Origin of the sequence: Allorhizocola rhizosphaerae (assembly GCF_003426775.1) — a bacterium.
GTDB classification, from domain to species: Bacteria; Actinomycetota; Actinomycetes; order Mycobacteriales; family Micromonosporaceae; genus Allorhizocola; species Allorhizocola rhizosphaerae.
Genome location: NZ_QJUG01000113.1, coordinates 1 through 26,785, shown reverse-complemented (window position 1 = coordinate 26,785; position 26,785 = coordinate 1). Strand labels below are relative to the sequence as shown.

At 68.7% G+C, this 26,785-nt stretch carries 21 protein-coding genes; 13 read left to right on the top strand and 8 right to left on the bottom strand.

From position 1 onward, the window contains the following. Positions 1-390: 390 nt before the first annotated feature. Together DM816_RS23640 and DM816_RS42830 are read right to left on the bottom strand one after the other, a co-directional pair. Positions 391-1,845: a glycoside hydrolase family 43 protein gene (locus DM816_RS23640; RefSeq protein WP_117212591.1), complete on the bottom strand. Its 1,455-nt coding sequence runs from the start codon at positions 1,843-1,845 to the stop codon at positions 391-393. Between the two features lie 200 nt (positions 1,846-2,045). After that, positions 2,046-3,668 (bottom strand): beta-galactosidase, encoded by a 1,623-nt coding sequence (locus tag DM816_RS42830; RefSeq protein ID WP_162907758.1) that lies wholly within the window; start codon positions 3,666-3,668, stop codon positions 2,046-2,048. A 79-nt stretch (positions 3,669-3,747) separates the two neighbouring features. Here DM816_RS42830 and DM816_RS23630 point away from each other — a divergent pair, with 79 nt between their 5' ends. From DM816_RS23630 to xylB, 3 genes are read left to right on the top strand one after another with little or no spacing between them, the layout of a single operon-like run. Next, positions 3,748-6,084, top strand: coding sequence for a TIM-barrel domain-containing protein (locus tag DM816_RS23630; RefSeq protein WP_117212590.1), 2,337 nt, complete (start codon positions 3,748-3,750; stop codon positions 6,082-6,084). After that, entirely contained in the window at positions 6,081-7,229 is a 1,149-nt protein-coding gene (gene xylA, locus DM816_RS23625) for a xylose isomerase (protein ID WP_117212589.1), read from the top strand. Before DM816_RS23630 ends, xylA begins: the two co-directional genes overlap by 4 nt. Before the next feature lies 1 nt (position 7,230). Continuing rightward, positions 7,231-8,619, top strand: coding sequence for a xylulokinase (xylB, locus tag DM816_RS23620; RefSeq protein WP_117212588.1), 1,389 nt, complete (start codon positions 7,231-7,233; stop codon positions 8,617-8,619). An 87-nt stretch (positions 8,620-8,706) separates the two neighbouring features. Here xylB and DM816_RS23615 read toward each other — a convergent pair whose 3' ends face one another. Further along, the gene (locus tag DM816_RS23615) at positions 8,707-9,693 is read right to left on the bottom strand and encodes an aldo/keto reductase (protein WP_117212593.1); all 987 of its coding nucleotides are present in this window, start codon (positions 9,691-9,693) and stop codon (positions 8,707-8,709) included. A 192-nt stretch (positions 9,694-9,885) separates the two neighbouring features. Here DM816_RS23615 and DM816_RS42825 point away from each other — a divergent pair, with 192 nt between their 5' ends. Next, positions 9,886-10,053, top strand: a complete 168-nt coding sequence (locus DM816_RS42825) for a hypothetical protein (RefSeq protein WP_162907757.1) — start codon at positions 9,886-9,888, stop codon at positions 10,051-10,053. Here DM816_RS42825 and DM816_RS23610 read toward each other — a convergent pair whose 3' ends face one another. Beyond that, positions 10,054-10,647: a GNAT family N-acetyltransferase gene (locus DM816_RS23610; RefSeq protein ID WP_162907756.1), complete on the bottom strand. Its 594-nt coding sequence runs from the start codon at positions 10,645-10,647 to the stop codon at positions 10,054-10,056. Between the two features lie 105 nt (positions 10,648-10,752). Between DM816_RS23610 and argS the strand changes: the two genes are divergently transcribed. Further along, positions 10,753-12,459 (top strand): arginine--tRNA ligase, encoded by a 1,707-nt coding sequence (gene argS / locus DM816_RS23605; RefSeq protein ID WP_117212586.1) that lies wholly within the window; start codon positions 10,753-10,755, stop codon positions 12,457-12,459. Positions 12,460-12,514: 55 nt separating this feature from the next. Here argS and DM816_RS23600 read toward each other — a convergent pair whose 3' ends face one another. From DM816_RS23600 to DM816_RS23585, 4 genes are read right to left on the bottom strand one after another with little or no spacing between them, the layout of a single operon-like run. Then, positions 12,515-12,652 (bottom strand): hypothetical protein, encoded by a 138-nt coding sequence (locus DM816_RS23600; protein ID WP_162907755.1) that lies wholly within the window; start codon positions 12,650-12,652, stop codon positions 12,515-12,517. 42 nt (positions 12,653-12,694) lie between these two features. Beyond that, on the bottom strand, positions 12,695-13,582 hold the full coding sequence (locus tag DM816_RS23595; protein ID WP_117212584.1) for a carbohydrate ABC transporter permease: 888 nt from the start codon (positions 13,580-13,582) through the stop codon (positions 12,695-12,697). Continuing rightward, entirely contained in the window at positions 13,579-14,496 is a 918-nt protein-coding gene (locus tag DM816_RS23590; RefSeq protein WP_117212583.1) for an ABC transporter permease, read from the bottom strand. The genes DM816_RS23595 and DM816_RS23590 overlap by 4 nt, the downstream gene beginning before the upstream one ends. Beyond that, positions 14,489-16,105, bottom strand: coding sequence for an extracellular solute-binding protein (locus DM816_RS23585; protein ID WP_246002161.1), 1,617 nt, complete (start codon positions 16,103-16,105; stop codon positions 14,489-14,491). Before DM816_RS23585 ends, DM816_RS23590 begins: the two co-directional genes overlap by 8 nt. A gap of 107 nt (positions 16,106-16,212) precedes the next feature. Here DM816_RS23585 and DM816_RS23580 point away from each other — a divergent pair, with 107 nt between their 5' ends. The 8 genes from DM816_RS23580 to DM816_RS23545 form a co-directional block, all read left to right on the top strand. Next, the gene (locus DM816_RS23580; RefSeq protein WP_170318862.1) at positions 16,213-17,448 is read left to right on the top strand and encodes an ROK family transcriptional regulator; all 1,236 of its coding nucleotides are present in this window, start codon (positions 16,213-16,215) and stop codon (positions 17,446-17,448) included. A 152-nt stretch (positions 17,449-17,600) separates the two neighbouring features. Beyond that, positions 17,601-19,469: a carbohydrate-binding protein gene (locus DM816_RS23575; RefSeq protein WP_162907754.1), complete on the top strand. Its 1,869-nt coding sequence runs from the start codon at positions 17,601-17,603 to the stop codon at positions 19,467-19,469. 69 nt (positions 19,470-19,538) lie between these two features. Beyond that, positions 19,539-20,192: a response regulator transcription factor gene (locus DM816_RS23570; protein WP_117212580.1), complete on the top strand. Its 654-nt coding sequence runs from the start codon at positions 19,539-19,541 to the stop codon at positions 20,190-20,192. Continuing rightward, positions 20,193-21,575, top strand: a complete 1,383-nt coding sequence (locus DM816_RS23565) for a sensor histidine kinase (RefSeq protein WP_117212579.1) — start codon at positions 20,193-20,195, stop codon at positions 21,573-21,575. Next, entirely contained in the window at positions 21,572-22,504 is a 933-nt protein-coding gene (locus DM816_RS23560; protein WP_117212578.1) for a TAXI family TRAP transporter solute-binding subunit, read from the top strand. The genes DM816_RS23565 and DM816_RS23560 overlap by 4 nt, the downstream gene beginning before the upstream one ends. A 229-nt stretch (positions 22,505-22,733) precedes the next feature. Next, positions 22,734-25,247 (top strand): beta-glucosidase family protein, encoded by a 2,514-nt coding sequence (locus tag DM816_RS23555; protein ID WP_117212577.1) that lies wholly within the window; start codon positions 22,734-22,736, stop codon positions 25,245-25,247. Then, on the top strand, positions 25,244-26,236 hold the full coding sequence (locus tag DM816_RS23550) for a LacI family DNA-binding transcriptional regulator (RefSeq protein WP_117212576.1): 993 nt from the start codon (positions 25,244-25,246) through the stop codon (positions 26,234-26,236). The genes DM816_RS23555 and DM816_RS23550 overlap by 4 nt, the downstream gene beginning before the upstream one ends. Before the next feature lie 148 nt (positions 26,237-26,384). Continuing rightward, on the top strand, positions 26,385-26,785 hold a 401-nt coding region (locus tag DM816_RS23545; RefSeq protein WP_211588826.1), incomplete at its 3' end, for a hypothetical protein.

Sequence of the window (26,785 nt, the reverse complement as noted above, 5' to 3'; positions counted from 1 at the left end):
CGGCCCGGCCGCCGAGGCGCTGGCCGACGCGGTGGTGTCGCGCCTGGCACGCCTGCCCGCGACCACGCCTCCGCCGACCGATCCGCAGCCGGACGCCACGGCAACCGGCTGAGCGCCGCAGGTGCATGCCAACCGCTGCCGGGTCGCCCAACGGGCCGTTGCCGACGCCGAGCGACTGGCCCGCCCCCGGACGGTCCGGCACGCCGCGCCTGGCTGGTGTTGGTCATGTCCTCCGGCGCCGGGACCGATGCCTTGTGCGGCAACGGCCCCGGGCTGGGCGGTCGCGTGCCGGGTGCTTACTACGCCGTCGCGCGCAACGCCTACGACGAACTCGCCCTGTGGGTGAACCTCCACGCACCCGGCAGCCTGCCCGCTAAGACACGTCGCGCGTCATGAGGTTATGCGGAAGGTGGCGTCACTGCGCCCCTGCGCGTCCGTGATCGGGTCGAGCCGGAGCGCATACGCGTAGTGCCTGATGTATCTGTCGGGGAAGTTGTACGACTGGAAAGAGGCCCAACTCGAACTCGCCAATCCCGCGACCTGCCGGAAGGTGGCGTCGGCCGCGAACGTCGACGTGCCGTCGTTGGCCGCCAGCACGAAGTCGTAATTGTGGTGGCGCAGGTAATAGCCCGGGAAGTTGACCGACTGGAACGACACGTAGCCGGAGCCGTTGGCCAGGCCGGGCATCACCCGGAACTGGGAGTCCTGCAATGGGCTGACGTTGGGGTCGATGCGCACGTCATAGTCGTAGTGCCGCACATAGCGGTCCTGGAAGTTGTACGACTGGATACGGTTGATCGGCGTGCTGTTGCCCCAGCGCGCCAGCACGCGGCTCTCCTCAGCGGCGGTCAGGTTGAGGATCGAACCGTGGCGCTTGCGGGTGCCGCCCATGGAGTAGTCGGTGCGCGTCCGGAAGTTTTGCACGCTGCCAAGGTTGGTCGAGCTGATGGGCATGTAGCCGCGGCCGGTGGCGAACTGGTCGAGCCACAAATTCCACTCGTTGCGCCCGTTGAACTGCGCCCACATCGGACCCTCGACCACGTTGCCGCCGCCGGTGCCGTTGGAGATGCCCATGTGCGACAGGTTGCCGAGGTTTGTCCACGAGCCGAGGACCGAGTTGCTGGCCTCGATGGTGATGTGCCCGTCGGCCGACGCGCGGTAATACCGGTACCCCCCGACGCTGTTAGGCACTTCAATGATCTGCGTGTCGATGATGCCCTGGCTGCCACCGCGCTCGATGAACAGCTGCGGCGCGGTGAACGAGCGGAAGTCGCTGGTGCGCACGTACCAGATGCGATGCTTTGTCACGCCGTTGCGGGCGGAGTTCGTCGCCCAGTACACGACGTAGTCGTTGGTCGCGGGGTTCCAGATCGCCTCCGGCGCCCAAGCGTTGCCCGCGCCGGAGATGCCGCCGGCGACGTTCATCAGCCATGGTGCCGACCAGTTCACCAGGTCGCGCGACTCCCACACGACAAGTGACTTGCTTCCCCGATTGGCGGCGTCGCTCCATGAGGTACCACTGGCGATGCGCAGGTCGGTCGCGATGATCCAGTAGCGGTCGCCGGCCGGCGAGCGCACCAGCGCGGGATCGCGCACACCGCGCGTGCCAAGCGTGGAGACGAGGACAGGTGCCCCGCTGTTCAGGTCGGTCCAACGCAGACCGTCGCGGCTGTGGGCCAGGTAGATCTGTTCACCGGTGGCCGATTCGCCGGTGAAGTGGGCCATCAGGTACCCGGTGAAGGGGTCAAGCGCGGCCGCCTCCCTCGGCGTGGCCACCGAAAGGGATGCGGACAGCAGGCAGGCGGCGCCGAGCAGCGCGGCCACCCTGGCAAAGGCTCTCGACATGGTGCGGACTCTCCTTGGAGGGGACGGTATGGCCGGGGCGGCTGGCACCTGTGCGACGGGGGGCATCGCAAGTATTCGATGTTTGCGTTAACATGACTGCTAACGATCTAGCCGGTGATCGTGGACCGCGCCCGTTTCGCTAGTGTTAACGCTCACTCCACACCTGTCAAGCATCGAGCCCGATCGACCCGGCAGTGGGACTAGTCGCCGGCGAGCACCTTCTCTGCGGCCCGCAGCAGCGTGCCCTCAAGGTCGTCGATTTCCCACTGCGGCGCGGTGTCGCGCACGCGCAGGTGCTCGTCCACGACCCCGCACGGGCCGAGGAAGACGCAGTGCCCGCCGCTCGCCTCGAAGTCCCGCAGCGCACCGAGCGAGTCCTCCGACAGCAGATAAGCGGCGGGCACTACTACCAGGCGATAGGGCGGGCACGCGCCCTTGGTGAACAATGCCGGCGGCGTCACGTCCACCGCGTAGCCGTGACGCTCCAGCACGGCGTGGCATTGTTGCACCGTCGCCTGATAGTCGAGATCTACCGGAAGGTGCGACGTGGCCTGCAGCGCCCAGAAGCATTCCTCGTCGTACCAGACCGCGATCTCGGCGGAATCAAGCTCCGTGTGCCTCCAGTGGGTTGAGGTTTCTTCAGGCGAAGCCGTGGTTGTGGCGCGGTAGGGCTCGGCCGCGGAGCGAACCGGAGCTTCGCGCTCACAGCCGCCCCTCCTATAGCCGTGCAAGGTCTGCGCGGGCTGGTCCGAGGCCTGCCGCTGCTCGGAAAGGTGGCGTAGCCGTGCGCCCAACTCCAGCGCCTGCTCATAGTGATTCGGCACCAGGGCCGGGTGCCACTGTTCGGCCCCGCCCGGGTTGGCCCGCCACTGGAAGAAAAGCGCGCCCAGGGAGCCGCGCTCGATGTGCGTCATCGCCAACGGCAGCATGTGCTTGGTTGGCGGATGTTCCATGAGCAGCCAGCGCCGGCCGCCGGCCCAGCCGCGAGCCGCCGCAGCCGCGAACGCGGCCTCCTGCAGGAACGGCCCGTTGAAGTCGGGGTAATGGTCGATCGCCACGAGGTCGACCTCGCTCGCCCAGCGGGCGTGGTCGACCGGAACCCACCCACCCAGCACGAAGTTGGTGGTGACCGGCGCGCTCGACACGGCCTTGATGGCATCGCGCTGTTCCACGAAAGCGTTCAGCAAAGAGTCCGACAGGAACCGGCGATAGTCCATCTCCTGGGACGGATTGCGCAGATACTGCGTGGCCCGCGGGGGCAGGATCTCCTCCCACTGCCCGTACTGCTGGCTCCAGAAGTCCGTGCACCACGCCTCGTTCAGCGTGCCCAGCGATCCATAACGCTCACGCAGCCACTGTCTGAACGCCACCGCGCAGTTGTCGCAGAAGCACCACGTGCCGTACTCGTTGTGCACGTGCCACAGGTCGACTGACGATCCATAGCGCGCGGCCAACTGCGAGGCCATCTCATGCGAAGCGCTTCGATAGGCGGCCGAATTGACGCAGTAGGTGTCCCGCGAGCCGTGCGTGAGACGCACGCCCTCGCGCGTCTGCGGCATCGCTTCCGGGTGGGCCAGGGTGAACCAGGGCGGCGGCGACGCGGTGGGTGTGGCCAGGCACACGCCGATCTTCGCGTCACGCAATGTGCCAATCAGCTGGTCGAGCCAGCCGAACTCCCACCGATCCGGGGCAGGCTGAATCCGCGACCAAGAGAACACGCCGATGGTGAGCATGTTGATCCCAAGCTCACGCATCAACGGAAGATCCGCGATCACCTCGTCCTGTGATCGCGGGTTGTAGTCGCCGCCGAACCAGTACCCCATCCAACCCCACCCGTTGACGTTTGTTTGGCTACACGGAAAACTAAAGACGCCCAGTCCGGCTTGTGTCAAGGAGCAGTAAATGCCGTTCCGCCCCCCGTTGGTGGCCCATGAATACTTTGTCGCCGATCCGCCCGAGCTCCCCCGCCGGGCACACGGCGACCCGGGCCCCGAGTCCGTGGCAAATGCCGAGCTCACCGCCACCGAGCCGGGCGGGGTCACGCTCAAGGCGATCACGACCGCGAGCACCACGCTCTATGCGCAGGTGTCGGCCGCAGGCGAGGGCATCATCCGCGTCCGGCTGTCCAACGACCCGGCCGCGCGCAGCCGCTCGGCCCGCGTGCTCCCGCTCACCCGGCCCGACCTGTCGGCCGCCGCGAGCATCACGACCTCCGACAACGTGGTGACGATCACATCCGGACCGCTGACCGCGGAGATCACCCTCGATCCATGGGGCATTAGGTTTTCCAGCGCCGGGCGGACCCTGCTCGCCACCGAGCCGGGGCTGGTCGACATCTCGGGGCGCATGCGCACGCTGCCGTTCGGGTGCTCCATCGTCGACGGCGAGATCGTGGCCTACCACGACAGCTTCACCCTCGCGCCAGACGAGGTCGTCGTCGGCACGGGCGAGCGGTTCCTGCCGCTCAACCTGCGCGGGCAGCGCCCGGTGATCTGGAACTTCGACGCGTTCGGCAGCGAGGGCGACCGGGCCTACAAGAACGTGCCGTTCTTCCAGTCCAGCAAGGGTTACGGGCTCGTGATCGATTCCGGCATGCCGGTCGAGCTGGACTTCGGGGCCTCGACGCAGAGTGCCCTGCAGATCGTCGTGCCCGACGACGTGCTCGATTACTACGTCGTTTGTGGGCCGACTCCGGCCGACGTGCTGGAGCGTTACGACCGGCTGACCGGCCATCCGGTCTGCCCGCCGAAGTGGGCGTTCGGGTCGTGGATCTCGTCCGGGTTCTTCCGCGACAGCCAGGAGGCGGTGCTTGAGCGGGCGCGCACCATCCGCGAGCACGGCATCCCGTGCGACGTGCTGCACCTGGACACCTACTGGCAGCCCGACGGGCGCTGGTCCGAGTTGCGCTGGGACACCAAGGCGTTCCCCGACCCCACCGCGATGCTGGAGGAGCTGCACGACATGGGCTTCCGCGTCTGCGCGTGGATGAACTCCTACATCAGCGTGCAGTCCGACCGGTTCACCGAGGCCGCCGAGCGCGGATTCCTGCTCACGCGGGCCGACGGCTCGCCCTACGTCGCCGACTCGTGGCATGGCAGCTTCCCCGCTTGCGGGATCGTGGACTTCACCAACCCGGCCGCGACCGAGTGGTTCCAAGGGCTGCTGCGGCCCCTCGCCGTACAAGGAATAGATGTTTTTAAAACCGATTTTGCCGAGGGGGTACCGGCGGACGCCCGCGCGTTCAACGGGATGACCGGCACCGAGCTGCACAACGTGTACTCGTTGCTGTTCAACGACGCGGTCAGCGCGGTCACGCAGGAGGTGCACGGGCACTCGACGGTCTGGGCACGCTCGTCCTATCTGGGTGGGCAGCGGCACGCCGCCCAGTGGGGCGGCGACACCATGTGCACCTATCCGGCCCTGGCCACCTCGATGAACGGCGGGCTGGCGCACGGCCTGTCCGGAGTGCCGTACTGGTCGCATGACACGGGCGGCTTTTGCGGTACCCCATCGGATGATTTGTTTTTGCAGTGGAGCCGGTTCGGGGCGCTGTCTCCGCTGCTGCGCTTCCACGGCACGACCACCCGGGAACCGTGGAAGTTCCCGAACGTGGAAGCTCACGTAATTGAGGCTCTGCGCCTGCGTTATCGGTTGCTGCCCTATATCTATTCGGTGGCGAAGGCCTCCGCCGTCAGCGGCGAGCCTATGATGCGCGCCATGATGGTCGACTTCCCGGGCGACCCGCTGGCATGGCGCGCCGAGCACCAATACATGTTCGGCCCGTCGCTGCTGGTCGCACCGGCCATCACCGCCGAGGGGCGCCGGGACGTCTACCTGCCGGCGGGTGACTGGGTCGACTGGTGGACCGGCGCGGTCCACACCGGGCCAGCCATGATTTCCGCTGCCACACAAGAGGTTCCGCTGTTCGCCCGGCACGGAGCCGTCATCCCCACGACCCGGCCCGGCGAGCGCATCCCGGACGGGCCGTGGGAGAGCATAACCCTGTTGAGCTTCGACGGCGGCGAATGCGAGATCCGCGATGATCACGGCACGTCATCCGTGCTCGCCCGCCGCGTCGGGGACAGGCTGCACGTTGAGGTGACCGGCCCTGCCCGCGTCACAGCGGTCGCCTTCGCTCCCATGGCCGGGGTGATCCCGCCGGCCGAGGTGACCATCAACGGCAGGCCGACCAGACCGTCCACCGCGGACGGCCTGCTGACCTTTACGGAGCAAGAATGACGCAGTTCACCTTCGGCCTCTGGACCGTGGGCTGGCAGGCCCGCGACCCGTTCGGAGACGCCACGCGCCCACCCCTTGACCCCGTCGAGACCGTCCACCGCCTCCACGAGCTGGGCGCCTCAGGGGTCACGTTCCACGACGACGACCTGATCCCGTTCGGCTCGGCACAGCCCGAGCGGGAGCACCACATCGACCGGTTCAAGGCGGCACTGGCCGAGACCGGCATGACCGTGCCCATGGTCACGACAAACCTGTTCCAACATCCTGTGTTCAAGGACGGCGGGTTCACCGCCAACGACCGCTCGGTGCGGCGTTACGCGCTGCGCAAGGTCCTGCGCAACGTGGACTTGGCTGCCGAACTGGGGGCCAACACCTACGTGTTGTGGGGCGGGCGTGAGGGCACCGAATACGACGGTGCCAAGGATGTGCGTGACGCGCTTGAGCGCTACAAGGAGGGGCTCAACCTGCTCACCTCCTATGTGATCGAGCGTGGGTACGACATCCGCTTCGCGATCGAGCCGAAGCCCAACGAGCCGCGGGGCGACATCCTGCTGCCGACGATCGGGCATGCGATCGCGTTCATCAACGAGCTGGAGCACTCCGATCGTGTGGGGCTCAACCCGGAGGTCGGCCACGAGCAGATGGCGGGGCTCAACTTCGTGCACGGCATCGCCCAGGCGCTGTGGCACGGCAAGCTGTTCCACATCGACCTCAACGGGCAGCGCGGCATCAAGTTCGACCAGGACCTGGTGTTCGGGCACGGCGACCTGCTCAACGCGTTCTTCCTGGTCGACCTGCTGGAGACCGGCGGCTACGACGGCCCGCGCCACTTCGACTACAAGCCTTCGCGCACCGAGGACATCGAGGGCGTGTGGGTGTCGGCGGCCGCCAACATGCGCATGTACACCTTGCTGAAGGAGCGGGCCGCGGCATATCGGGCCGATCCGGAGGTGCAGGCGGCGATGGCCGCGGCAAAGGTCGACGAGCTTCGCCAAACCACTCTGGGAGAAGGCGAGAGCATCGCCGATCTGCTGGCCGACGACTCGGCGTTCGAGAAGTTCGACGCCGACGCGACGGGCGCCCGGGGCTGCGGCTTCGTGCGGCTCAACCAGCTGGCGGTGGAGCACCTCATGGGGGCTCGCTGACATGCTGGTCGCGGGTGTTGACTCGTCGACCCAGTCCTGCAAGGTCGTCATCCGCGACGCCGCGACGGGTGCGCTGGTCCGGTCCGGCCGGGCCGCGCACCCCGACGGCACCGAGTGCCCCCCGTCGGCGTGGTGGGACGCGCTGACCGCGGCCCTCGCGGATGCGGGCGGGATCGACGACGTGGCGGCGATTTCCGTTGCGGCGCAACAACATGGCATGGTGTGCCTGAACGGCTCGGGTGAGGTCGTGCGGCCGGCGCTGTTGTGGAACGACACGCGCTCGGCCGGTGCCGCGATCGAGCTCATCACCGAGCTGGGCGGGCCTTCGGCCTGGGCGGGCGCGATCGGCAGCGTGCCGGTCGCCTCGTTCACGGTCACCAAGCTACGCTGGCTCGCCTCGCACGAGCCTTCGCATGCGGCGGCCACCGAGGCGGTGTGCCTGCCGCACGACTGGCTCACGTGGAAGCTGACCGGATTGTCCGATCTGGACAGTCTGACCACCGATCGCAGCGACGCGTCCGGCACCGGATACTGGTCGCCCGCGACCGGCGACTACCGGCCCGACCTGCTGCGCCTGGCGCTCGGCCGGGAGGCGTTGCTGCCCAAGGTGCTCGGGCCGTCCATGCCCGCCGGCACGACTCCGGGTGGAGTGGTGATCGGTCCGGGTGCGGGCGACAACGCGGGCGCGGCATTGGGTGTCGGCGCGCGGCCCGGTGATGTCATCGTGTCGATTGGCACGTCCGGCACGGTGTTCAGCGTCGCGGCCAAACCGGCGGCCGACCCGACCGGGATCGTTGCCGGGTTCGCCGACGCCAGCGGGCACTTCCTGCCGCTGGTGTGCACGCTCAACGCGGCACGGGTGCTCGATGCGGCGGCACGCCTGCTAGGCGTCGGCCTCGACGAGCTGTCGCGGCTGGCGTTGAGCGCGGGTGACAGCGATGGGCTCGTCATGGTTCCCTACTTGGAGGGCGAGCGCACGCCCAACGTGCCGCACGCTTCCGGTGCTTTGCACGGGCTGACGCTGTCCAACAGCACGCCCGCGCATCTGGCGCGCGCTGCGGTCGAGGGCATGCTGTGCGCGCTGGCCGATGGGCTCGACGCGCTCGTCGAGCAGGGCACCGTCGTCGAACGGGTGATCCTCGTCGGCGGCGGGGCCAAGTCGGAGGCCGTGCGACAGCTCGCCCCGGCCGTCTTCGCGCGGCCGGTGGCGGTACCCCCTGAATCGGAATATGTCGCGGACGGCGCCGCCAGGCAGGCAGCCTGGGCGGTCACCGCCGAAGCTCCACAGTGGACAATCGAGGGCCTGCACAATTACGAGGCAGACCCCTCCCCCACCATCCGCGACCGCTACGCGGACGCGCGCCAGCACTTCCTGGCCCGCGCCGGCTGACCGCCCTGTGCGGCACCACCGATCGGCCGGCCCGGATCCCTACGCCGGACCGGCCGATCCGGTGCACGCACCATCGGCCGGTCGGTCCTACCAGCGGCTGGCGACCTGCGCAGCGATGAGGTCGTCGTAGACCTCGCGCACAGCCTGAAGGGTCTGCGGCGCAAGGCTTGGCGATGTCGCCGCGGCGGCATTGCTCTGCGCCTGCTTGGGATTGCGTGCGCCGGGGATGACCACGCTGACCCCGGGCTGGTCGATGATCCAGCGCAGCGCGAACTGGGCCATCGACACGCCGTCCGGCACGAGCGGCGCCAACCGCCGCACGGCCGCCAAGCCCGTGGCGAAATCGACGCCGGAAAAGGTCTCGCCGATGTCGAACGCTTCGCCCTGCCGGTTGTAGTTGCGGTGATCGTCGGCTGGGAAGGTGGTGTGCTCGTCGTATTTGCCCGACAGCAGACCGCTGGCGAGCGGCACGCGGGCGATGACGCCCACGCCGGCCTCCCGGGCGGCGGGCAGGACCTCGTCGAGTGGGCCAAGCCGCAGCATGTTGAGGATCAGCTGCACGCTCGCGACACCCGGGCGGGCGATCGCCGCCAGCGCCTCGGCCCGTGTTTCCACGCTCACCCCGTATGCGGCGATGCGCTGCTCGGCCACGAGGGTGTCCAGCGCGTCGAACACCGAGTCGGTGGAGTAGACCGCCGTCGGCGGGCAGTGCAGCTGAACCAGATCGAGCACGTCGACGCCGAGGTTGGCCCGGGACCGGTCGGTCCACGCGCGGAAGTTGTCCAGGAAGTAGATCCCCGGCTCCTGTGGCATGATGCGCCGGCCCATCTTCGTCGCCACGGTGAGGCCCGCATCCGGCCGGGACTTGAGGAACCTGCCGATCAGCCGCTCGCTGAGCCCGTCGCCGTAGACGTCAGCGGTGTCGATGAACGTCACGCCCGCGTCGACCGCGGCGGACAGCGTCGCGAGCGCATCGGCCTCGCTGACCTGACCCCAGTCGGCGCCCAACTGCCACGCCCCGAGGCCGACCACCCCGACCCGCCGGCCGGTCCGGCCGAGCACACGCTGTTCCACGCCCACTCCTCTGGTTGTTCGATTACGGCACGATCAGCCCTTGATGGCCCCACCGTAACGACTACGGCCACGATCTCGATAGCCGATGTGGGCGGCAGCACGTTGCGGGCTGGTCGCCATCCGGTGCCCTTCACAACCGCCGATGTTCTCGTAGCATTACGGGCCACGCAGGCCGGCTAAAGAGGAGAGACCATGGCGGAGGGAATCGGCGCGCTCGCGGCTCTAATTGGTGCCGTCATCATGGTGTACCACTGGGGCGACAATCAGGTCGTGCCGGGCCTGATCGTCGGGGCCGTGCTCGTCATCGGCGGGCTGATGCTGCGCATCGAGCAGGCCATCCGCAACAGCGCGGACGAATAGTCACAGTGCGCGGCGCATGACGAGCCTGCGGCCGGTGGGCGGTCGTTTGTGGACGGTGAAGCCGAGCCGGGTCATGAGCGAGACGGTGCCGGTGTAAAGCTCGGCGTTGGCAAACTTGCGATCCTCGCCGGACGTGTCGACCGGATAGGCCTCAAGCACGCGCGCACCGGCCTTCCTAGCCACCTTCGGCGCGGCCTGCAGCAACGCGGTGGCCACGCCCCGACCCCGGTGACGGCGGTCGATGAACAGGCACGGCACCGACCAGACCCCCGCATCGGGCGCCCCGTCGCCGGGGTCGCCGGGGTCGGGTTTGAGCGCGGGCGACCGGAGAATCCGGGCATAGGCACGGCGCGGCGCAAGCGCGGCCCACCCCACGGGCACGGCATCGGCGTAAGCCAGCAACCCGACCGGCTCCCCCGACCTCGTCAGCGACTCCAACGCCCGACGGTTGCCGGCATTGCCGTTGGCCTGGAACTCCTTGCTCGGCACCCGCCACCACATGCACCAGCAACCCGAGTATGCCCCGCTCGGCCCGAAAAGAGTCACCAGGTCGGGCCAGCGTTCGTCGTCCACCACCTCAATTCGGATGCTCACACCGAGCATTCTGCTATGGTGGGCGCGTGCACACCCCGATAAGCAGGCGACGACGACAGATCTAGTGTCGTCCGTCCTCCCCTGCCATCGAGAGGTGTCTCTCCCATGTCCCTGCGGGACCTGTTGTCCGCGCGGCTCGGTGCCGCGTTCGCCACGCTGGCCGGTGAGCCGGTCGATCCGCTGATCCAACGCTCGGCCCACGCCGATTTTCAGGCCAATGGCGCGCTGCCGCTGGCCCGGAAGGTTCAGCGACCCGCGCGTGAGGTGGCCGGTGAGGTGCTGGCCGCCGCCGAGTTGACGGGCCTGGCCACGGGCGAGGTGTCCGGGCCGGGGTTCATCAACCTGACCGTGCTGCCGGATGCCTTGGACCGGATGGTGGCCGCGATGGCGGTCGATGAACGGCTGGGCGTGCCCATGACCCAGGACCCGGAACCGGTGATCGTCGACTACTCCGGGCCCAATGTCGCCAAGGAAATGCACGTCGGCCACCTGCGCTCGACCATTATCGGCGACTGCCTGGTGCGCGTGCTGCGGTTCGCCGGGCATGACGTCACGGGCATCTCCCACACCGGCGACTGGGGCACGCCGTTCGGCATGCTGCTGGAACGGCTGGTCGAGATCGGTGAAGCCGCTGCGGCACATGAGTTGTCCGTGGGCGACCTCGACGGGTTCTACAAGGCGGCGCGGTTGCGGTTCGACTCCGATCCCGCGTTCGCCGACCGGGCCCGCCGGCGGGTCGTGCTGTTGCAGGGCGGCGACGCCGAAACGCTGCGGCTGTGGCGCGTGCTCGTCGCGGAGTCGCAGCGGTACTTCATGGCGGTCAACGAGAAGCTCGGCGTGCTGTTGACCGAAGCCGACTACATGGGCGAAAGCTTCTACAACGACCGGCTCGCCGAGGTCGTGCACGAGTTGGACGGGCTCGGGCTGCTGCGGCCGTCCGACGGGGCGCAGTGCGTGTTCCCGGCCGGGTTCACCGGCCGCGACGGCGGGCCGTTCCCGATGATCGTGCGCAAGCGCGACGGCGGATTCGGTTACTCCGCCACCGATCTGGCTGCCATCAGGTACCGGATAAAAGAATTGAAAGGCTCTTTGATTTTGTACGTCGTCGGCGCGCCGCAGAGCCGGCATCTGCGCATGGTTTTCGCCGTCGCGGGCGAAGCCGGCTGGCTGCGGTGGCCGGTGCGGGCGCAGCATGTGGCGTTCGGTTCGATCCTCGGTGAAGACGGGCGGATGCTCAAATCCCGGGCGGGCAGGGCGGTCAAGCTGAGCGAGCTGCTCGACGAGGCAGTTTCCCGCGCGGCCGCGCTCGTCGCGGAGAAGAGCCCGCAGCTCGATCCGCAGGAGCGGGCCGAAATCGCCCGCGCGGTCGGCGTCGGCGCGGTGAAGTATGCCGATCTGTCCACGGACATGGTGAAGGACTACGTGTTCGACCTGGACCGGATGCTAGCGTTCACCGGCGACACGGCGGGCTATTTGCAGTACACGCATGCGCGCGTGTGCAGCATCCTGCGCAAGGCGGGCGGCTTCACGGGCACGCCGTCCATTGTGGACCCGGCTGAGCGAGCGCTCGCGCTGGAGCTGCTGGCGTTCCCCGACGCGGTTCAGGAAGTCGCCGACGAGTTCCAGCCGCACAAGCTGACCGGCCATCTGCGGGGGCTCGCCGTGGCGTTCACCGCGTTTTGGGACGCCTGCCCGGTGCTGCGGGCTTCGCCGCCGGTGCGGGAAAGTCGGCTCGTGCTGTGCGACCTGACCGCACGCACGCTGCGGCACGGGCTCGATCTGCTCGGAATCCACGCGCCGCAACGGATGTAACCTTCATCGCATGCTCGGCGGAAGATGCGGCTCCGCTCGAAACCTCGCGCCTCTCCTACTGCGCCATCGCCGGATCCCGGTACCAGCTCGCGGGCGGGGTCAGCGCACCCGCGAGCGGCACGGCCGGATCGAAAGCAGCCAGAATCTCAGGACCGGCGAAGGGATGCGATCGAGGGTCGGCAGGCGCGGTCATCGGCGCAACCGTTCTGCCAATTAGCCGGCCCACCATGATCACCTAACCCTTGATCGCCCCGGTGAGCACCGCCTTCGTGAAATGCTTCTGTACGAACGGATACACGATCAGCGCCGGGATCACGGTGACTGCCACCACGGCCATCTTGATGGCCAGTGTGGGCGGTGGCACCGACGTGCCGGGCAGCGAGACGCCGGGCGGCGCCTGGCCCTGCAGGATAAAGCTGCGCAACACCAACTGGATCGGATGATCCGCGGGGTCCGACAGGTACAGGATGGCATTGAAGAAGGAATTCCAGTACCCGACGGCATAAAACAGTGCGACCACCGCGATGACCGCCTTCGACAGCGGAATCACGATCTGCCACAGCACCCGCCACTCGCCCGCCCCGTCGATGCGCGCGCTGTCGATGAGCTCGCCCGGGATGTTCATGAAGAACGCCCGCAACACGATGAGGTTGAACGCGTTGACGGCCGTGGGCAGGATCAGCGACAGCAGGTTGTCCTTGAGCCCCAGCCCGGTCACGAGCAGATAGCTCGGGATCAGCCCGGGTCCGAACAGGAACGTGAGCAGGAACAGGAACAGCAGCGTCCGGTGCCACATCGAGCCGGGCCGGGACAGCCCATACGCCGCGAGCACCGTAAGCGTGATGCTCAGTGCCGTCCCGCCAATGGTCACGATGAACGACACCCACAGCGCCTGTGTCACCCGGTCGGTGGCGAACAGCGACTCGTATGCGCTGAAGTCGATGCCACGCGGGATGAACACCATGCCGCCCGCCCGGTCGATGGTCTCCCGGCTGGACAGGCTGGTGACGATCACCGACCACAGCGGGATGATCACCGCCGCCGTGACCAGGAACAGCAGCGTGCTCTTGCCCGCCTGCCCCACGACGGTCGGCTTTTCCTCCCACACCGGCCGTACGCTCATCTGCTCCACACCCCTTGCTCACCGAACCGGTGCGCCAACCGGTTCGCCGTGTAGATCAGCAGGAGGCCGATGACACCCTTGAAGAGCCCAGCCGCCGCGCCGAATCCGTAGTTCTGCGTCACGATGCCCTGCCAGTACACGAACGTGTCGACCACCTCGGCCGCGCCCGCGCCGACCGCGTCGCGCTGGAGGTAGAACTGCTCGAAGCCGACGCTGAGCGCCTCGCCCAGGCGCAGGATCAGCAGCAGCACGATGACCGGCCGGATGCCCGGAAGCGTGATGTGCCACAGCCTTCGCCACCGGCTCGCCCCGTCTGCGGCGGCCGCCTCGTACAGCGTCGGGTCGATGGCCGACAGCGCGGCGAGGAAGATGATGGTCCCCCAGCCGGCGTCCTTCCACACCGCCTCGGCGGTCACCAGGGCGATGAACGTGTCCGGGTTGGTCATGATGTTCGGCGCGGTCAAACCGATGTCGCGCAACGCGTGTGAGAACAGCCCGTCACCGCCGAGCATCATCAGGAAGAACGTGATCACCAGCACCCAGCTGAAGAAGTGCGGCAGGTAGATCACGCCCTGGATGAGGCCGCGCAGCCGGCTGGAAATGACGCTGTGCAACAGGATCGCCAGCGCGATCGGCAACGGGAAGTAGAACACGATCTGGAACGCGGTGATGCTCAGCGTGTTCCAGACGGCGTCCCAGAACAGCGGATCCTCGAACAGCAGCTGGAAGTTGCCGAACCCGACCCAGTCGGACAGCAGCATCGCCTCGATCGGCCCGTCGCCGAGGAACGGGTTGTAGTCCTTGAAGGCGATGAAGTTGCCCAGCGTCGGCACGTAGTGAAACAGCAGCAGAAAACCGGCCGCCGGTGCCGTCATCAGCACCAGCGGCAGGTCCCTGCGAAATCTCCTACGCATTGAGCGCTTTGGCGTAGAACTCGCGTCCCTCGTCGCCACCGTTCTTCTTCCAGTCCTCGACGATGGACTTCCACTCGGACAGCGGCCGGCGCCCCCGCACCACGTCCTTGATCTTGTCTTGGGTGGGCTTGTTGAGCTGCGCCAGCTTGGTCGGCTCCTCAAACTTGATGCCCGCCCACGGGTTGGCCTCGATGTGCTCGACCGCCCCGCGCGTCCAGGTCGTGTAGTCCTGCACGAAGTTGGGTGTGTCGGAGCCACCGGTGATCGCGGCCGGACGGCCGCTCATGAACGTGTACTGGTTGCCGTATTCGTTGTTGTAGGTGTCGTTGGTGACCGGCACGCGGTCTGGGCCCCGGGTGAAGTGAACGCCCTCCGCACCGTACTGGCGAAGCTCCCACTCCTTGGTGCCGAACGGCGCCGCGCACCAGTTGAGGCAGCCAAGAATCTCCTCGGTGCGCTCCTTGCCCAGGCCCTTCTTGATGAACGTGTAGAAGATGGGCTCGTCGGCGCCCCACACCAGGGGCTTGCTCCCATCATGGGCGAACACCGGCATCGGCAGCATCTTGAAGTTCGGGTTGACCTTCAGCTGGTCGCGGTAAGTGTTCTGCCAGCCGCCCAGGCCGTTCTGCCAGATCGCGATCTTGCCACTCTTGAACAGCTGGTCCGCGCCGGCGTTGGGATCGCCGACGAGGTCGGGGTGAACCATGTTCTCCTTGAACAGCTTGGCGGTGAACTCTAGCGCCGCCATGAACTCCGGCGTCTCGATCTTGTTGACCACCTTGCCGCCCTCGACCCGCCAGCCGCCCTCCGACCCCGGGACCTTGAAAATCATCTGGACGTAGTCGGTGATGTCGCCGAACGCCCACTGCCCGGCGTCCGACTTGGTGAGCGCCTTGCCGAGCTGGTAGAGCTCCTCGGCGGTCTTGGGCGGCGCCAGCTTCGCCGCGTCGAAGATGTCCTTGCGGTAGAACAGGCCCCACGCGAACGGGTTGTCGCTGACGAACGGCACGGCGGACAGCTTGCCGCCCCACACGCAGTGCTGCCACGCGCCCTTGGGGAACGAGGCGAGCATCGGGTATTTGAGGACCGCGTCGCCCTTGAGGAACTCGGTCAGGTCCTCGAACAGGGTGCCGACCGCCTCGGGGAAGCGCGGGATGTTGGTGTTCCAGCTCGGCACGACGAGCACGTCGGTGACGTCGCGCGCGCTGAGGATCGCGGTCAGCTTGTCGGAGTAGGTGTTGCCGTCGTTGATGGCGAAGTCCATGTTGACGCCCAGTTCGGCGTTAATGGCGTCGAGGTACTTGTTTTTGCCGAGGCCGGGCGGAGTCGTGCCCCAGTTGAGGGTCGTCACCTTGATGGGCGCGCCACCCTTGCCGGGCTTGGTCGTGATGGCATCGACCAAGGTGGAAGGATAGGACAGGAAGCCGGGGGCGGCGGGCGGGGGCACGACGATGTCGGGCTTGACGAGGTCGACGGGCTGATACTTGGGCAGGATTGCGTCGAGCTTGTTTACATTGGTGGACGAGCCTGAGTTGGTCGGGGTGGACGTGCAACCCGCCATCGCAAGGGCGCTCAGGCCTGCCAACCCCAGAAGATTGCGCCTCTTCAAGGCTTGCTCCCTTCCCTGGGTTATCTGTGAGAGATGAGTTAGATTTAGTTCGTCTGGCGAATAAACAAACTAGCGGACGGCCACCGTCCTCACAAGGGAGCCTTACCATGCGGCATGATGTGCGGGTGATCACGACGATGCAGCACGGGCCGCGCCCGGCGGATTTCACCGACGTGCGCGCCACCAATCTGGCCGTGGTGCTTCGCTATGCCCGCGCCAACGCCCCGTGCTCCAGAGCCGACATCGCCGCGGCCACCGGACTCAACAAGGCCACGGTGTCGAGCCTAGTCGCAGACCTCATCGACCGGCGAATGCTGCGCGAGACAGGCCTCACCGAGCACCGCATCGGCCGTCCGGCCACACAACTCGTGCTTGACGGCTCGCCCTATGCCGCCATTGGGTTGGAAGTCAACGCTGACTATATGACCGCCGTGGCCATCGATCTGGCGGGCGTCCAGTTGCTGTCGTGGCGGCGCTCGTTCACCGGGCTCGACGCGACGCCCAATCAGGCCGCCACCGCCATCGCGGCCCTCGGGCGGCGCGCGGTCAGCCGGATGGTCAAGGAGGGACGCAAGGTGCTCGGCCTCACCGTCGGCGTGCCGGGCCTGGTGTGCGCCGACGGCATCGTGCGGTTCGCGCCCAACCTCGGCTGGCGCGACGTCGACCTGCGCGCCAGCGTGACCCGCGCGCTCGGCGAGCCGGACTATCCGGTCACCGTCGAAAACGACGCCAATCTGGCGGTCCTGGCCGAATCCCGCTACGGATCCTTTACTGGTACGGCGAACCTCGTCTATCTAACGGGAGAGGTGGGCATCGGCGCGGGCATCATCAGCGGCGGCCGGTTGATCCGCGGCGCCCGCGGATTCCCAGGCGAGATCGGCCACCTCGCGGTCGACCCGCGCGACCGGCAGTGCGGTTGCGGGCGGCGCGGCTGCCTGGAGGCGGCGGCGGGCATCAGCGCCCTGATCGCGGCGGCCATGCCCGACGCCGGGCAGGTGTCCGATTTGGAGCCTGAGGTGGCGGAGCTGGTGCGGCGCGCCCGATCCGGCGACAAGACCGCGCTGGACGCGCTCACCGAGGCGGGGCGCGCCATTGGGCACGGCGTGTCGATCCTGGGCAACCTGCTCGACCCGGAGGTCGTCGTGCTCGGCGGATACTTCGTGCCGCTGGCGCCATGGCTGCTGCCCGCGGCAAACGAGGAGCTCGCGGCGCGCAGCGTCGAGCCGGACCACACGGCCACGCTCGCCGCCTCGACCCTCGGCCACGGCGCAGCCGCCACAGGCGGCGCCGCCACCATCCTCGACCACGTCGACGCCGGCTACCTCCCCCACCTCTCCAGGTGATCATGAACTTCGTCATGTTCGACGGTGTGTCGAACATGGACGTGAGTTCATGATCGACCGGAAACGGGGCGTCATGCGCCTACTCCCCCTGGTGAACTGTGCCGGTCGACCGACGATGGTCTATTCTCTCGCCGGGGAGGGGGTCCTGGGCGATGCGAATTTGGCGACGGCTGGGCGGTGTCGCGCTGGTGGGGTCGCTGGTTTTGGCGAGCTTTTCGCCGGTACCGGCAGAGCGAACGGCTTTGAAAAAGCCCGTGTATCCGGAGGGTTCTCCCATCACGGTTCACGGGGAGGCCCGCGGGTTCGACGAGATCGGTGAGGCGCTGCCATCCGGGCAGGCGCTCGGAAAGGTGCCGACCGAGGTTCTCACGTTCGCGACTGGGCGGCGCGCGGGCCGGTCGGTGGTTGCCGCGGACGGATCGGTGCTCATGGCGGGCGCGAGCCACAACGACCGCGGCCGCGACGGCGAGCTGCCCACCTCGGGCGAGATGGTGATCGGTGCCTACGCGCCGGGCGCGCCGACGATGCAGGCGATCCGCTTGCGCGCCAAGGATGGCACACAGTCCATTGTGGAGGGTGGGTTGAGCGTCGCGCCGACCGTGACCGACCTGCTCCCCCTGCCGGGCGGCACGGTCGCGTTCGTCGCCGACACGTCCGGGTTCGCGGGCGAGTGGCCCGGGTTTGGCGTGCTGCACAAGGTGAACGGCCGGTGGGCGGTGGCATGGGCGGTGTCCGGCATCGGCGCCGACCCGCCCAACCGGCTGGCGCGCCTGCCCGGCTCCGGCGACATCGTGGTCACGTCGCTGCGCGGTTCGGTGAGCGTGCTGCGGCTGACCGGCGACGGGCAGATGCGCGTGATGGCCAGGCACCGGCTGGACGATCTGCCCACGCAGGTGCACACCGACCCGACCGGCGTGCCCGGCGCCGAGCGCTTCGTGGTGGGCATGCCACAACGGTTGCAGGAGTTCCAATACGACGCCCGCGCGGGCACCATCACCGCGCTGTCCCCGCCCGTGCAGCCCGGCGAGACCTACACCAACTGGCTCGGCCAGAAGCTGCCGGTCGGGTTCGGCCCGGCCCTCTACGACCAGGCGGGCCGGCTGTGGGCCACCCGCATCCCCAGCGGAAGCCTTGCGGTGTATGCGAAACGGCTGTGCGCCTGCCCACCGGACTATGACCTGACCCAGGCGCGTGCCCTCGGCGAACCGGTGGAGCTGGTCGAGGACACGGCGACCGGCACGATCGCGGCCCTGTTCGGCGACGGCGCGCTGCTCGCCCTCCGGGTGACCGGAAGCGGCCGGCAGCTGCGCTTCGAGGTCGGCAACCCGGTGGATCTCGGGCACCGGCTTTTGGCGCTCAACGAGTCCGGCAGGCTCACCAGCCGGCTCGCGGAGTTCGGCCCGCCGGGCGTGCTGTGGGTGCCCACCGCTCGCATGACAGCCTCACGCGACGGCAGGCCCGCGATCGACCACCTGATGATCTCGGTGCGGCTGCCGGAGCTGTTCTCGCCCGCGCCCATAGCGCTGCCCGGTGTGGTGAGCCAATCGGCGACCATCCAGGCCGAGCGGGCCATCACGACCGCGACCTGGACAGAGCCGGGCTCGACGACACTCGTGCACTCGGTCGCCCATGTCAGCCGTTGTGTCGACGGATTTGGGCTTGCCAGTGGCTGCGAGTACGATCCCACGCCGGGCAACGGGTTCTACGTCCATGACGCCCGCGAGAGCAATTTCGGCTTTCTTGAAGGCTTTGTCGAGTACCGCGTCCGCGCCCCAGCCGACGGCAGATACGCCGTGTCCTATTACGTCTCCACGCTGCACAACACGCCCGACACCCGGATCGCCATGACCGTCGGCGGGCGCACGCTCGACACGCCGGTCTTCCGCAAGGGCGGCGGCTGGCACGTCGTGCGCGTGCCCGAGCCGGTGACGTTCACCGCGGGTGAGCACGTCATCCGGCTTGGCGTGACCCGCGGCCACGGCGGCTGGTACCTCAACGCCTTCTCGCTCCAACGCGTGTGAGCACCGGATTTTACGAACATTTGCGGTAGCGGCCTTTCTCCGCCCGGTTCGATGTATGACCATGGGTGCATGCGGGTGCTGCTCGTCGAGGACGATCTGCGGTTCGCCACCGCGCTGACGTCGGGCCTGCGCCGGGGCGGCTACAGCGTGGATCTAGTGACGACCGCGGCAGACGTGCCGCCCGAGCCCACATGCGATCTGGTGCTGCTCGACCTGGGCCTGCCCGATGGCGATGGGATCGAGGTGTGCCGGATGCTGCGCCAGCGCAGCGACGTGGGCATCATCATCCTCACCGCGCGCGGCCGGGAGCCCGACCGCGTGGCCGGATTGCGGTGCGGCGCCGATGACTACGTGGTCAAGCCGTTCGGGTTCGCCGAGCTGTTCGCCCGGATCGAGGCGGTGCTGCGCCGGGCCCGCAACCGCCCGGCGGGCGTGCGCGCCGTCGGCCGGGTGCGCCTGGACCTCGACCGGCACAGCGCGCACATCGGCAGCGAGCCGTTGGCGTTGACCCGCAAGGAGTTCGCACTGCTGGCCCGGCTGATGTCGGAGCCGGGGCTGGTGGTGCGGCGGGAGCACCTGTTCACCGACGTCTGGCACACCTCTTGGCAGGGCACGTCGCGCACGCTCGACGCGCACGTCACCTCGCTGCGCTCGAAGATCGGCTCGGCGGCGCAGATCGAGACGGTGCGCGGGGTCGGATACCGCATCGTGGCGAGGTCATAGGTGCGCCGGCGGCTCATCGTCACCTATGTTGGCCTGCTCGCCGCCGTCCTGATCGGACTCAGCGTGCCGCTGGGGCTGGTGCTGGCCACCGGCAACGCCAAGACCATGTTCATCGACCGGCTCGACGACACGGCCCGGTTCGCCTCCATGGCCGAGCCGGCCCTGCTCAGCGGGGACACCACGGTGCTGCGCGGCGAGCTCGAACGATACGAGCGCATCTTCGGCGTCTGCGCGCTCATCGTCGACCGCGAGGGCGTGGCGGTGCTCGCGTCCAGCGACGCCGCACAGCGGATCCCGCCGGTGGACGAGCGCATCAACGCGGCCCTGTCGGGGCGGCAGACCGGGCTGGACTCCACCCGCTGGCCGTGGGACCGCGATCCGGTCGTGGTGGCCGTGCCGGTGGGCGGCGAGGCGGGCATCATCGGCGCGGCCGTGACCGTCTCCCCGAGCGGCGGGCTCAACCGGGCGACCCTGCAGGGGTGGGGACTGCTCGCCGCGCTCAGCGTGCTGGCCCTCGCGCTCGGCGTGGCCGCGTCTGTCCCGCTGTCGCGCTGGATGCTGCGCCCGGTACACGAGCTCGACGAGGCGGCGCAGGCCTTGGCGCGCGGCCGGTTCGACGACACCATGACCGTCCAATCCGGACCGGCGGAGCTGCGCCGGCTCGCCACCACGTTCACCACCATGGCCCGCAACATCACCGCGCTGCTCGACCGGCAGCGCACGTTCGCGTCCTATGCGAGCCATCAGTTGCGCACGCCGCTCGCGACGCTGCGGCTGACCCTGGAAAACCTGGCACCGTCCATTCGCGACGATGGCGCCGACGACTACGCCTTGCTGGCCAAGGAGATCGAGCGGATGGCCGGGATGTGTGACGCGCTGCTGTCCTACGCGCTGGCCGAGGTGGTCGAGGGCGACGATCTGCGGGCACAGGACGCGGCCGCGATCGCCGACGCCCGCGTCGCCGCGTGGCAGCCCGCGGCAGAACAGGCTGGCGTGCGGTTGGAGCGCCGGGGCGAGGCGACCGCGCCGGTGCGGGCCGCCGATCAGGCGCTCGACCAGGTGCTCGACGCGCTGATCAGCAACGCGGTGAAGTTCGCGGGCGCGGGCGCGACCGTCCTGGTGGCGGTGATCGGCAACGCCCCCGGGTGGGTGGAGGTGCACGTGGTGGACAACGGGCCGGGCCTGCCCGCCGAGCAGCTGACCCAGGCGGCGGAACCGTTCTGGCGCGCGCCCACGCACCAGAACGTGGAGGGGTCGGGTCTTGGCATCACCATCGCGCAGGCGTTGGTCAAGGCATCGGGCGGCGTGCTGCAGCTCGCCCCGGCCACACCGCACGGGCTGCACGCGCGCCTGCGCCTTCCCCGGGCCGAGCCGGTCCAATGAGGACGGTCGCGGCCGCAGTGGGACTGGGGCTCGTCCTCGCCGGAGGTTGCACACCCACCGAACGCGCGCCGCTGGACCGGCTCACCATCGCCGCCGGCCGGGAGGGCGGGGTCTATTACGACCTGGGAAAGGCGCTCGCCGGTGAGGCCCAGCGCCTCTGGTCGGTCCCGGCCGACGTGCTGCGCACCGACGAGTCCGTGGAAAACGTGCGCCGGCTCGACTCCCGCGAGGCCGACGTCGGTTTCACCACGCTCGACGCCGGCATGGCCGCGTTGCGCGCGGAATACCCGTTCCGCAACGTGATCCGGGTGTCCGCGATCGCCGGGATCTATGTGGACTATCTGCACGTCGTCGTGCGGGCCGACAGCGGGATCACCACACTGCGCGGGCTCGCCGACCGACGGGTCGCGTGGGGGCCGGACGGGTCGGGCCTGCGCATGGTCGCGCGGCGGATGCTTGACACCATCCGGGTCACGGGACTGGATCTCGCCCCGGCCGAGGCCGCGGCGGCGCTGCGCACCGGCGAGATCGACGCGTTCTTCGTGCTGGGCGGGCTGCCCACGCCCACGGTCACCGACCTGGCCGGGCAGTTGAAGATACGCGTGCTGCCGGTCGGCGACGAGTTCTCCCGGCTCAGCGGGGCGTTCAAGGACACCTATTTATTACGCTCGATTCCCAAGGGCGCGTATCCCGGGCTCGACGCGCCCGTGCTCACGCTCGGCGTGCCCAACGCCCTCGTGGTGCGGGCCGATCTGCCCGAGCAGACCGCGTATCGCCTGACCCAGCTGCTGTTCGCGGCCAAGCCGGCGCTCGCGTCGCAACACCCCGAAGCCCGCCATCTCGCCCACCGGTCGGCGATCGCCACCTTCCCGATGCCGCTGCATCCCGGCGCGGAGCGCTACTACCGGGACACGAAGCCGTTACTTTGACCGCGACTTCCGCCGCGGGCGCACGGCCGGGTGTTGACCATGAGGCTGCGGACACGACAGGGCGTCGAACATGGACCTAATTTCATGATCAACAGGATGAGGGCGTTACCAAACCGACTCTTGACCAGTCACGTGTTAACGGGTAAACCTTCTGGAAACCATTGTCGAAGCGCTTCGACAATCGCCCTGAGGTGAAGCGCTTCGACACCGTCCCGGGAGGAGGGTTGCCATGCGGTTCCGTGACGAAAGTCTGCCCGTGCCCGAGCGCGTGGCCGACCTGCTGGCGAGGCTCACCCTCGATGAGAAGCTCGGCCTGCTTCACCAGCACCAGGCGCCCATCGAGCGCCTGGGGATCGGCGTCTTCCGGACCGGCACCGAGGCGCTGCACGGACTGGCCTGGCTGGGCGAGGCGACGGTGTTCCCGCAGGCGATCGGGCTGGGCGCGACCTGGGACCCGGATCTGGTGCAGCGTGTCGGCCAGGCGACCGGCGACGAGGTGCGGGTGCACCCCGAGGCCGGGCTCAACGTGTGGGCGCCGGTCGTCAACCCGCTGCGTGACCCTCGCTGGGGGCGCAACGAGGAGGGATACAGCGAAGACCCGTGGCTGACCGGCAAGATGGGCCAGGCGTATTCGCAGGGGCTGCGCGGCGACGACCCCGACCGGCTGAAGACGGCCCCGACGCTGAAGCACTTCCTCGGATACAACAATGAAACGGATAGATGTCTTAGCTCAAGCAACCTGAGCCCTCGGGTGCTGCACGAGTATGAGTTTCCCGCCTACCGCCCCGCCATCGAAAGCGGAGCGGCCGTGGCGGTCATGGCCTCTTACAACCTTGTCAATGGGATACCGGCACACGTCTCGCCGCTGATCAACGAGCATCTGCGCACGTGGACCGACCAAGAGCTGTTCATCGTTTCCGACGCCTACGCGCCGAACAACCTGGCCGACCCCGAGCTGCAGGCATACTTCGCCGATCACGCCACCAGCCACGCCGCCGCCCTGCGCGCGGGCATCGACAGCTTCACCGACCAGGACGACCGCGCACACATCACTATCGGCCGGTTCCGCGAGGCCTTCGACCGTGGCCTGCTGTCCGAAGAGGACATCGACCGGGCCGTCCGGCGGGCCCTGACCCTGCGCATGCGCCTGGGCGAGTTCGACGCCCAGCCGCTGGAGGTGGAGTCCGAAAACCACGATGAGCTGGCGCTGGAGGCGGCGCAGCGGTCGATCGTCCTGCTGAAGAACGAGGCGGGCGTGCTACCGCTGCGCGGGCGGATCGGGGTCATCGGGCCGCTGGCCGACCAGGTGATGACGGATTGGTACAGCGGGACCCCGCCCTACCGGCACACCATCCGCAGTGGACTGTCGCCCGCGGGCTTCTGCGAGGGCGTGGACCGCATCGCGCTCGTCCAGGAGGACGGCACGCATCTTGTCGACCCGCAAGGTTTCGACGTGTTCGACTGGGGCCGCGACGACGTGCTGGTCTTCCGCTCGGTGAGCACCGGGCAGTACCTCACGATCAAGGACGACGTCCTGCTCGCCGACTCGCCCGGCCCGCACGCCTGGGACGTGCACGAGACGTTCCGGCTCGTGCAGACCGGCGACGGCTGGGCCCGGCTCTACCACGTGTTTTCCAAGTCGTTCGTCGGCGGACGGCTGCGGGTCGAGCTGCTGCACGACGGCGCGGCCCAGGCCGCCTCGCTGGCGTCCGAAGTGGACGTCGCGGTGGTCGTGCTCGGCAACCATCCGATGGTCAACGGGCGCGAGACCGAGGACCGGGTGGACCTGGCGTTGCCACGGGCCCAGGAGCGCCTGCTGCGCGCGGTGCACGCGGCCAACCCCCGTACCGTGCTCGTGATCACCAGCAGCTATCCCTACGCCATCGAGTGGGCTTGTCAGCACGTTCCCGCGATCGTGTGGTCGAGCCACGGCGGGCAGGAGCTGGGCCGTGCGATGGCGAGCGTGCTGCGCGGGCAGGCCGAACCGGCCGGGCGGCTGCCGCAGACGTGGTATCGCAGCCACACCGAGCTGCCCGACATCTTCGACTACGACATCATCGCCAACGACGCCACCTACATGTACCACCTCGGCTCCCCGCTGTTCCCGTTCGGGCACGGCCTGAGCTGGGGCGAGTTCGAGTACGCCAACCTGCGCGTTGACGGCGACCACGTCACGGTCGAGATCACCAACGTCGGTGACCGGCCGGGCGAGGAGGTCGCCCAGCTGTACACCCGGCAGCTGCGCTCGCGGGTCAAGCAGCCGCTGCGCCGGTTGCGCGACTTCGCGCGGGTGCGCCTGGAGCCGGGCGAGACCGCGACCGTCAAGCTGCACATCGGCGACCTGTCGTTCTGGGACGTCACGTCCGGCCGGTTCGTGGTCGAGAAGTCCGATCACCGGCTGATGGTCGGCCGTTCGGCCACCGACATTCGTTGCGGCGTAACGCATTCCGTGGACGGGGTGGAGATCGGGCCGCGACCGGGCGACGTGATCCGGGCGATCGACTTCGACGAGAGCTTCGGCGTGGAGCTGGTCGCGGGCGACGCGGTCGTGTCCACCGAGAAGGGCGCGTGGCTGCGCTTCGGCCTGACCGACCTGACCGGGCGCACGGAGGCGATCCTGCCCGACGGCGTGGTCGTGCGGGCCGGGGATCCGCTCGACGGCCGGTTCGAGTCGGGCGTCGTGGACCTGTACCTTGTCTTCGAGGCTCCCGGAGTCAAGGTGCAGCAGGTGGAGTTCAGGTGAAGAAGGGCGTCGTCACGATCGCCGACGTCGCGCGGCACGCGGGCGTCTCGGTCTCCACGGTGTCCTATGTGCTCAGTGGCAAGCGGACGATCTCGGCCTCGACCCGGGCGCGGGTGCACGCCAGCATCCGGGCGCTGGGCTTTCACCCGCATGCCGGGGCGCGATCCCTGGCCAGCAACCGGTCCAGCGTGATCGCGCTGGTGCTGCCGCTGCGCCAGGGCATGCACCTGCCCGTGCTCATGCAGTTCGCCACGGCCGTCGTGACCTCTGCCCGCTCGCATCACCACGACGTGCTGCTGGTGACCGCCGACGAGGGACCGGCCGGGTTGCGGCGGGTGGCGGCGGGTGCGATGGTCGACGGGCTGATCGTGATGGACGTCGAGATGGACGATCCGCGGGTACCGACCCTGCGCCAGCTCGCCCGGCCGAGTGTCCTGATTGGACTCCCGGCCGACTCCGCCGGACTCACGTGTGTTGACCTGGACTTCCACCGGGCCGGCGCGATCTGCGTCGACCATCTGGCCGACCTCGGGCACCGCGAGGTGGCCCTGCTGGGCGCACCGCGCGTGGTTTACGAACGCGACACCGGCTTCGCCCACCGCACCCGCGACGGGTTCCTGGAGGCCGCGGCCCGCCGCGGGCTGGTAGCGTTCACCGAGCCGTGCGAGGAGGACGCCGCAACCGTGCGCGCGACGGTGGATGCGTTGCTGCTCAAGCATCCCGGGCTCACCGGTTTCGTGGTGCACAACGAGGCTGCGGTCGCACACGTGCAGGCCGCGCTCCCGCGGGACACGTCCATCGTCGCGATCTGCCCCGACGAGCTCGCCGAGCGGTTCTCCCCTGCGCTGAGCTCGGTGCAGATCCCGGCCGAGGAGCTGGGCCGCCAGGCCGTCGACCTGCTGATGACCAAGCTCAACGGTGGCGAGCCCGCCTCGCTCACCATGCTGCCACCGCACTTGACGGTGCGCGCCAGCTCCGGTCCACATTAGAGTGGAAGCATGAGCGAGGGCTCGCCCGAGCGAATCGACAGGCATGCGCCGCGTAGCGAAGCGGCGGGACGCCGTGGTGGCGAGGGCTTGCCCGAGCGAATCGACAAGCATGTGCCGCGGAGCCGGAGGGACGCCATTGAATAGGGTCTTGCCTGCGGCGCTGGTCGCGATCGGTGCCGGTGCCGGGTTCGGCAATCCCCTGTTCAGCCTGCCCGCGCTCACTTCACTGCGCTATCGCTCAATCGAACTCACGTGGCTGCTGCTGCCCACGGTCGCCGCGGTGATGCTCGCGATCGCGATCGCCGCCGCGCCCCGGTTCCGGGGCCGCGGCTACCTGCTCACGGCGGTCGGCGCACTTGTCGGCGGGCTCGGCATCTTCCTGGCCGACGAGCGGATCGGCGGGGCGAGCGCGACCGTCGCCTGGGTCCTGGTGACCGCCGCTTCCGGTGGGCTGGCGGCGGGCGGGCTCGCGGTCGCGGCCGGGTGCGTGTCCGGCCCGGAACGGCTCGCCATCGGCGCGGGCCTGGCTGCGGGCATCGCGGCGAGCAG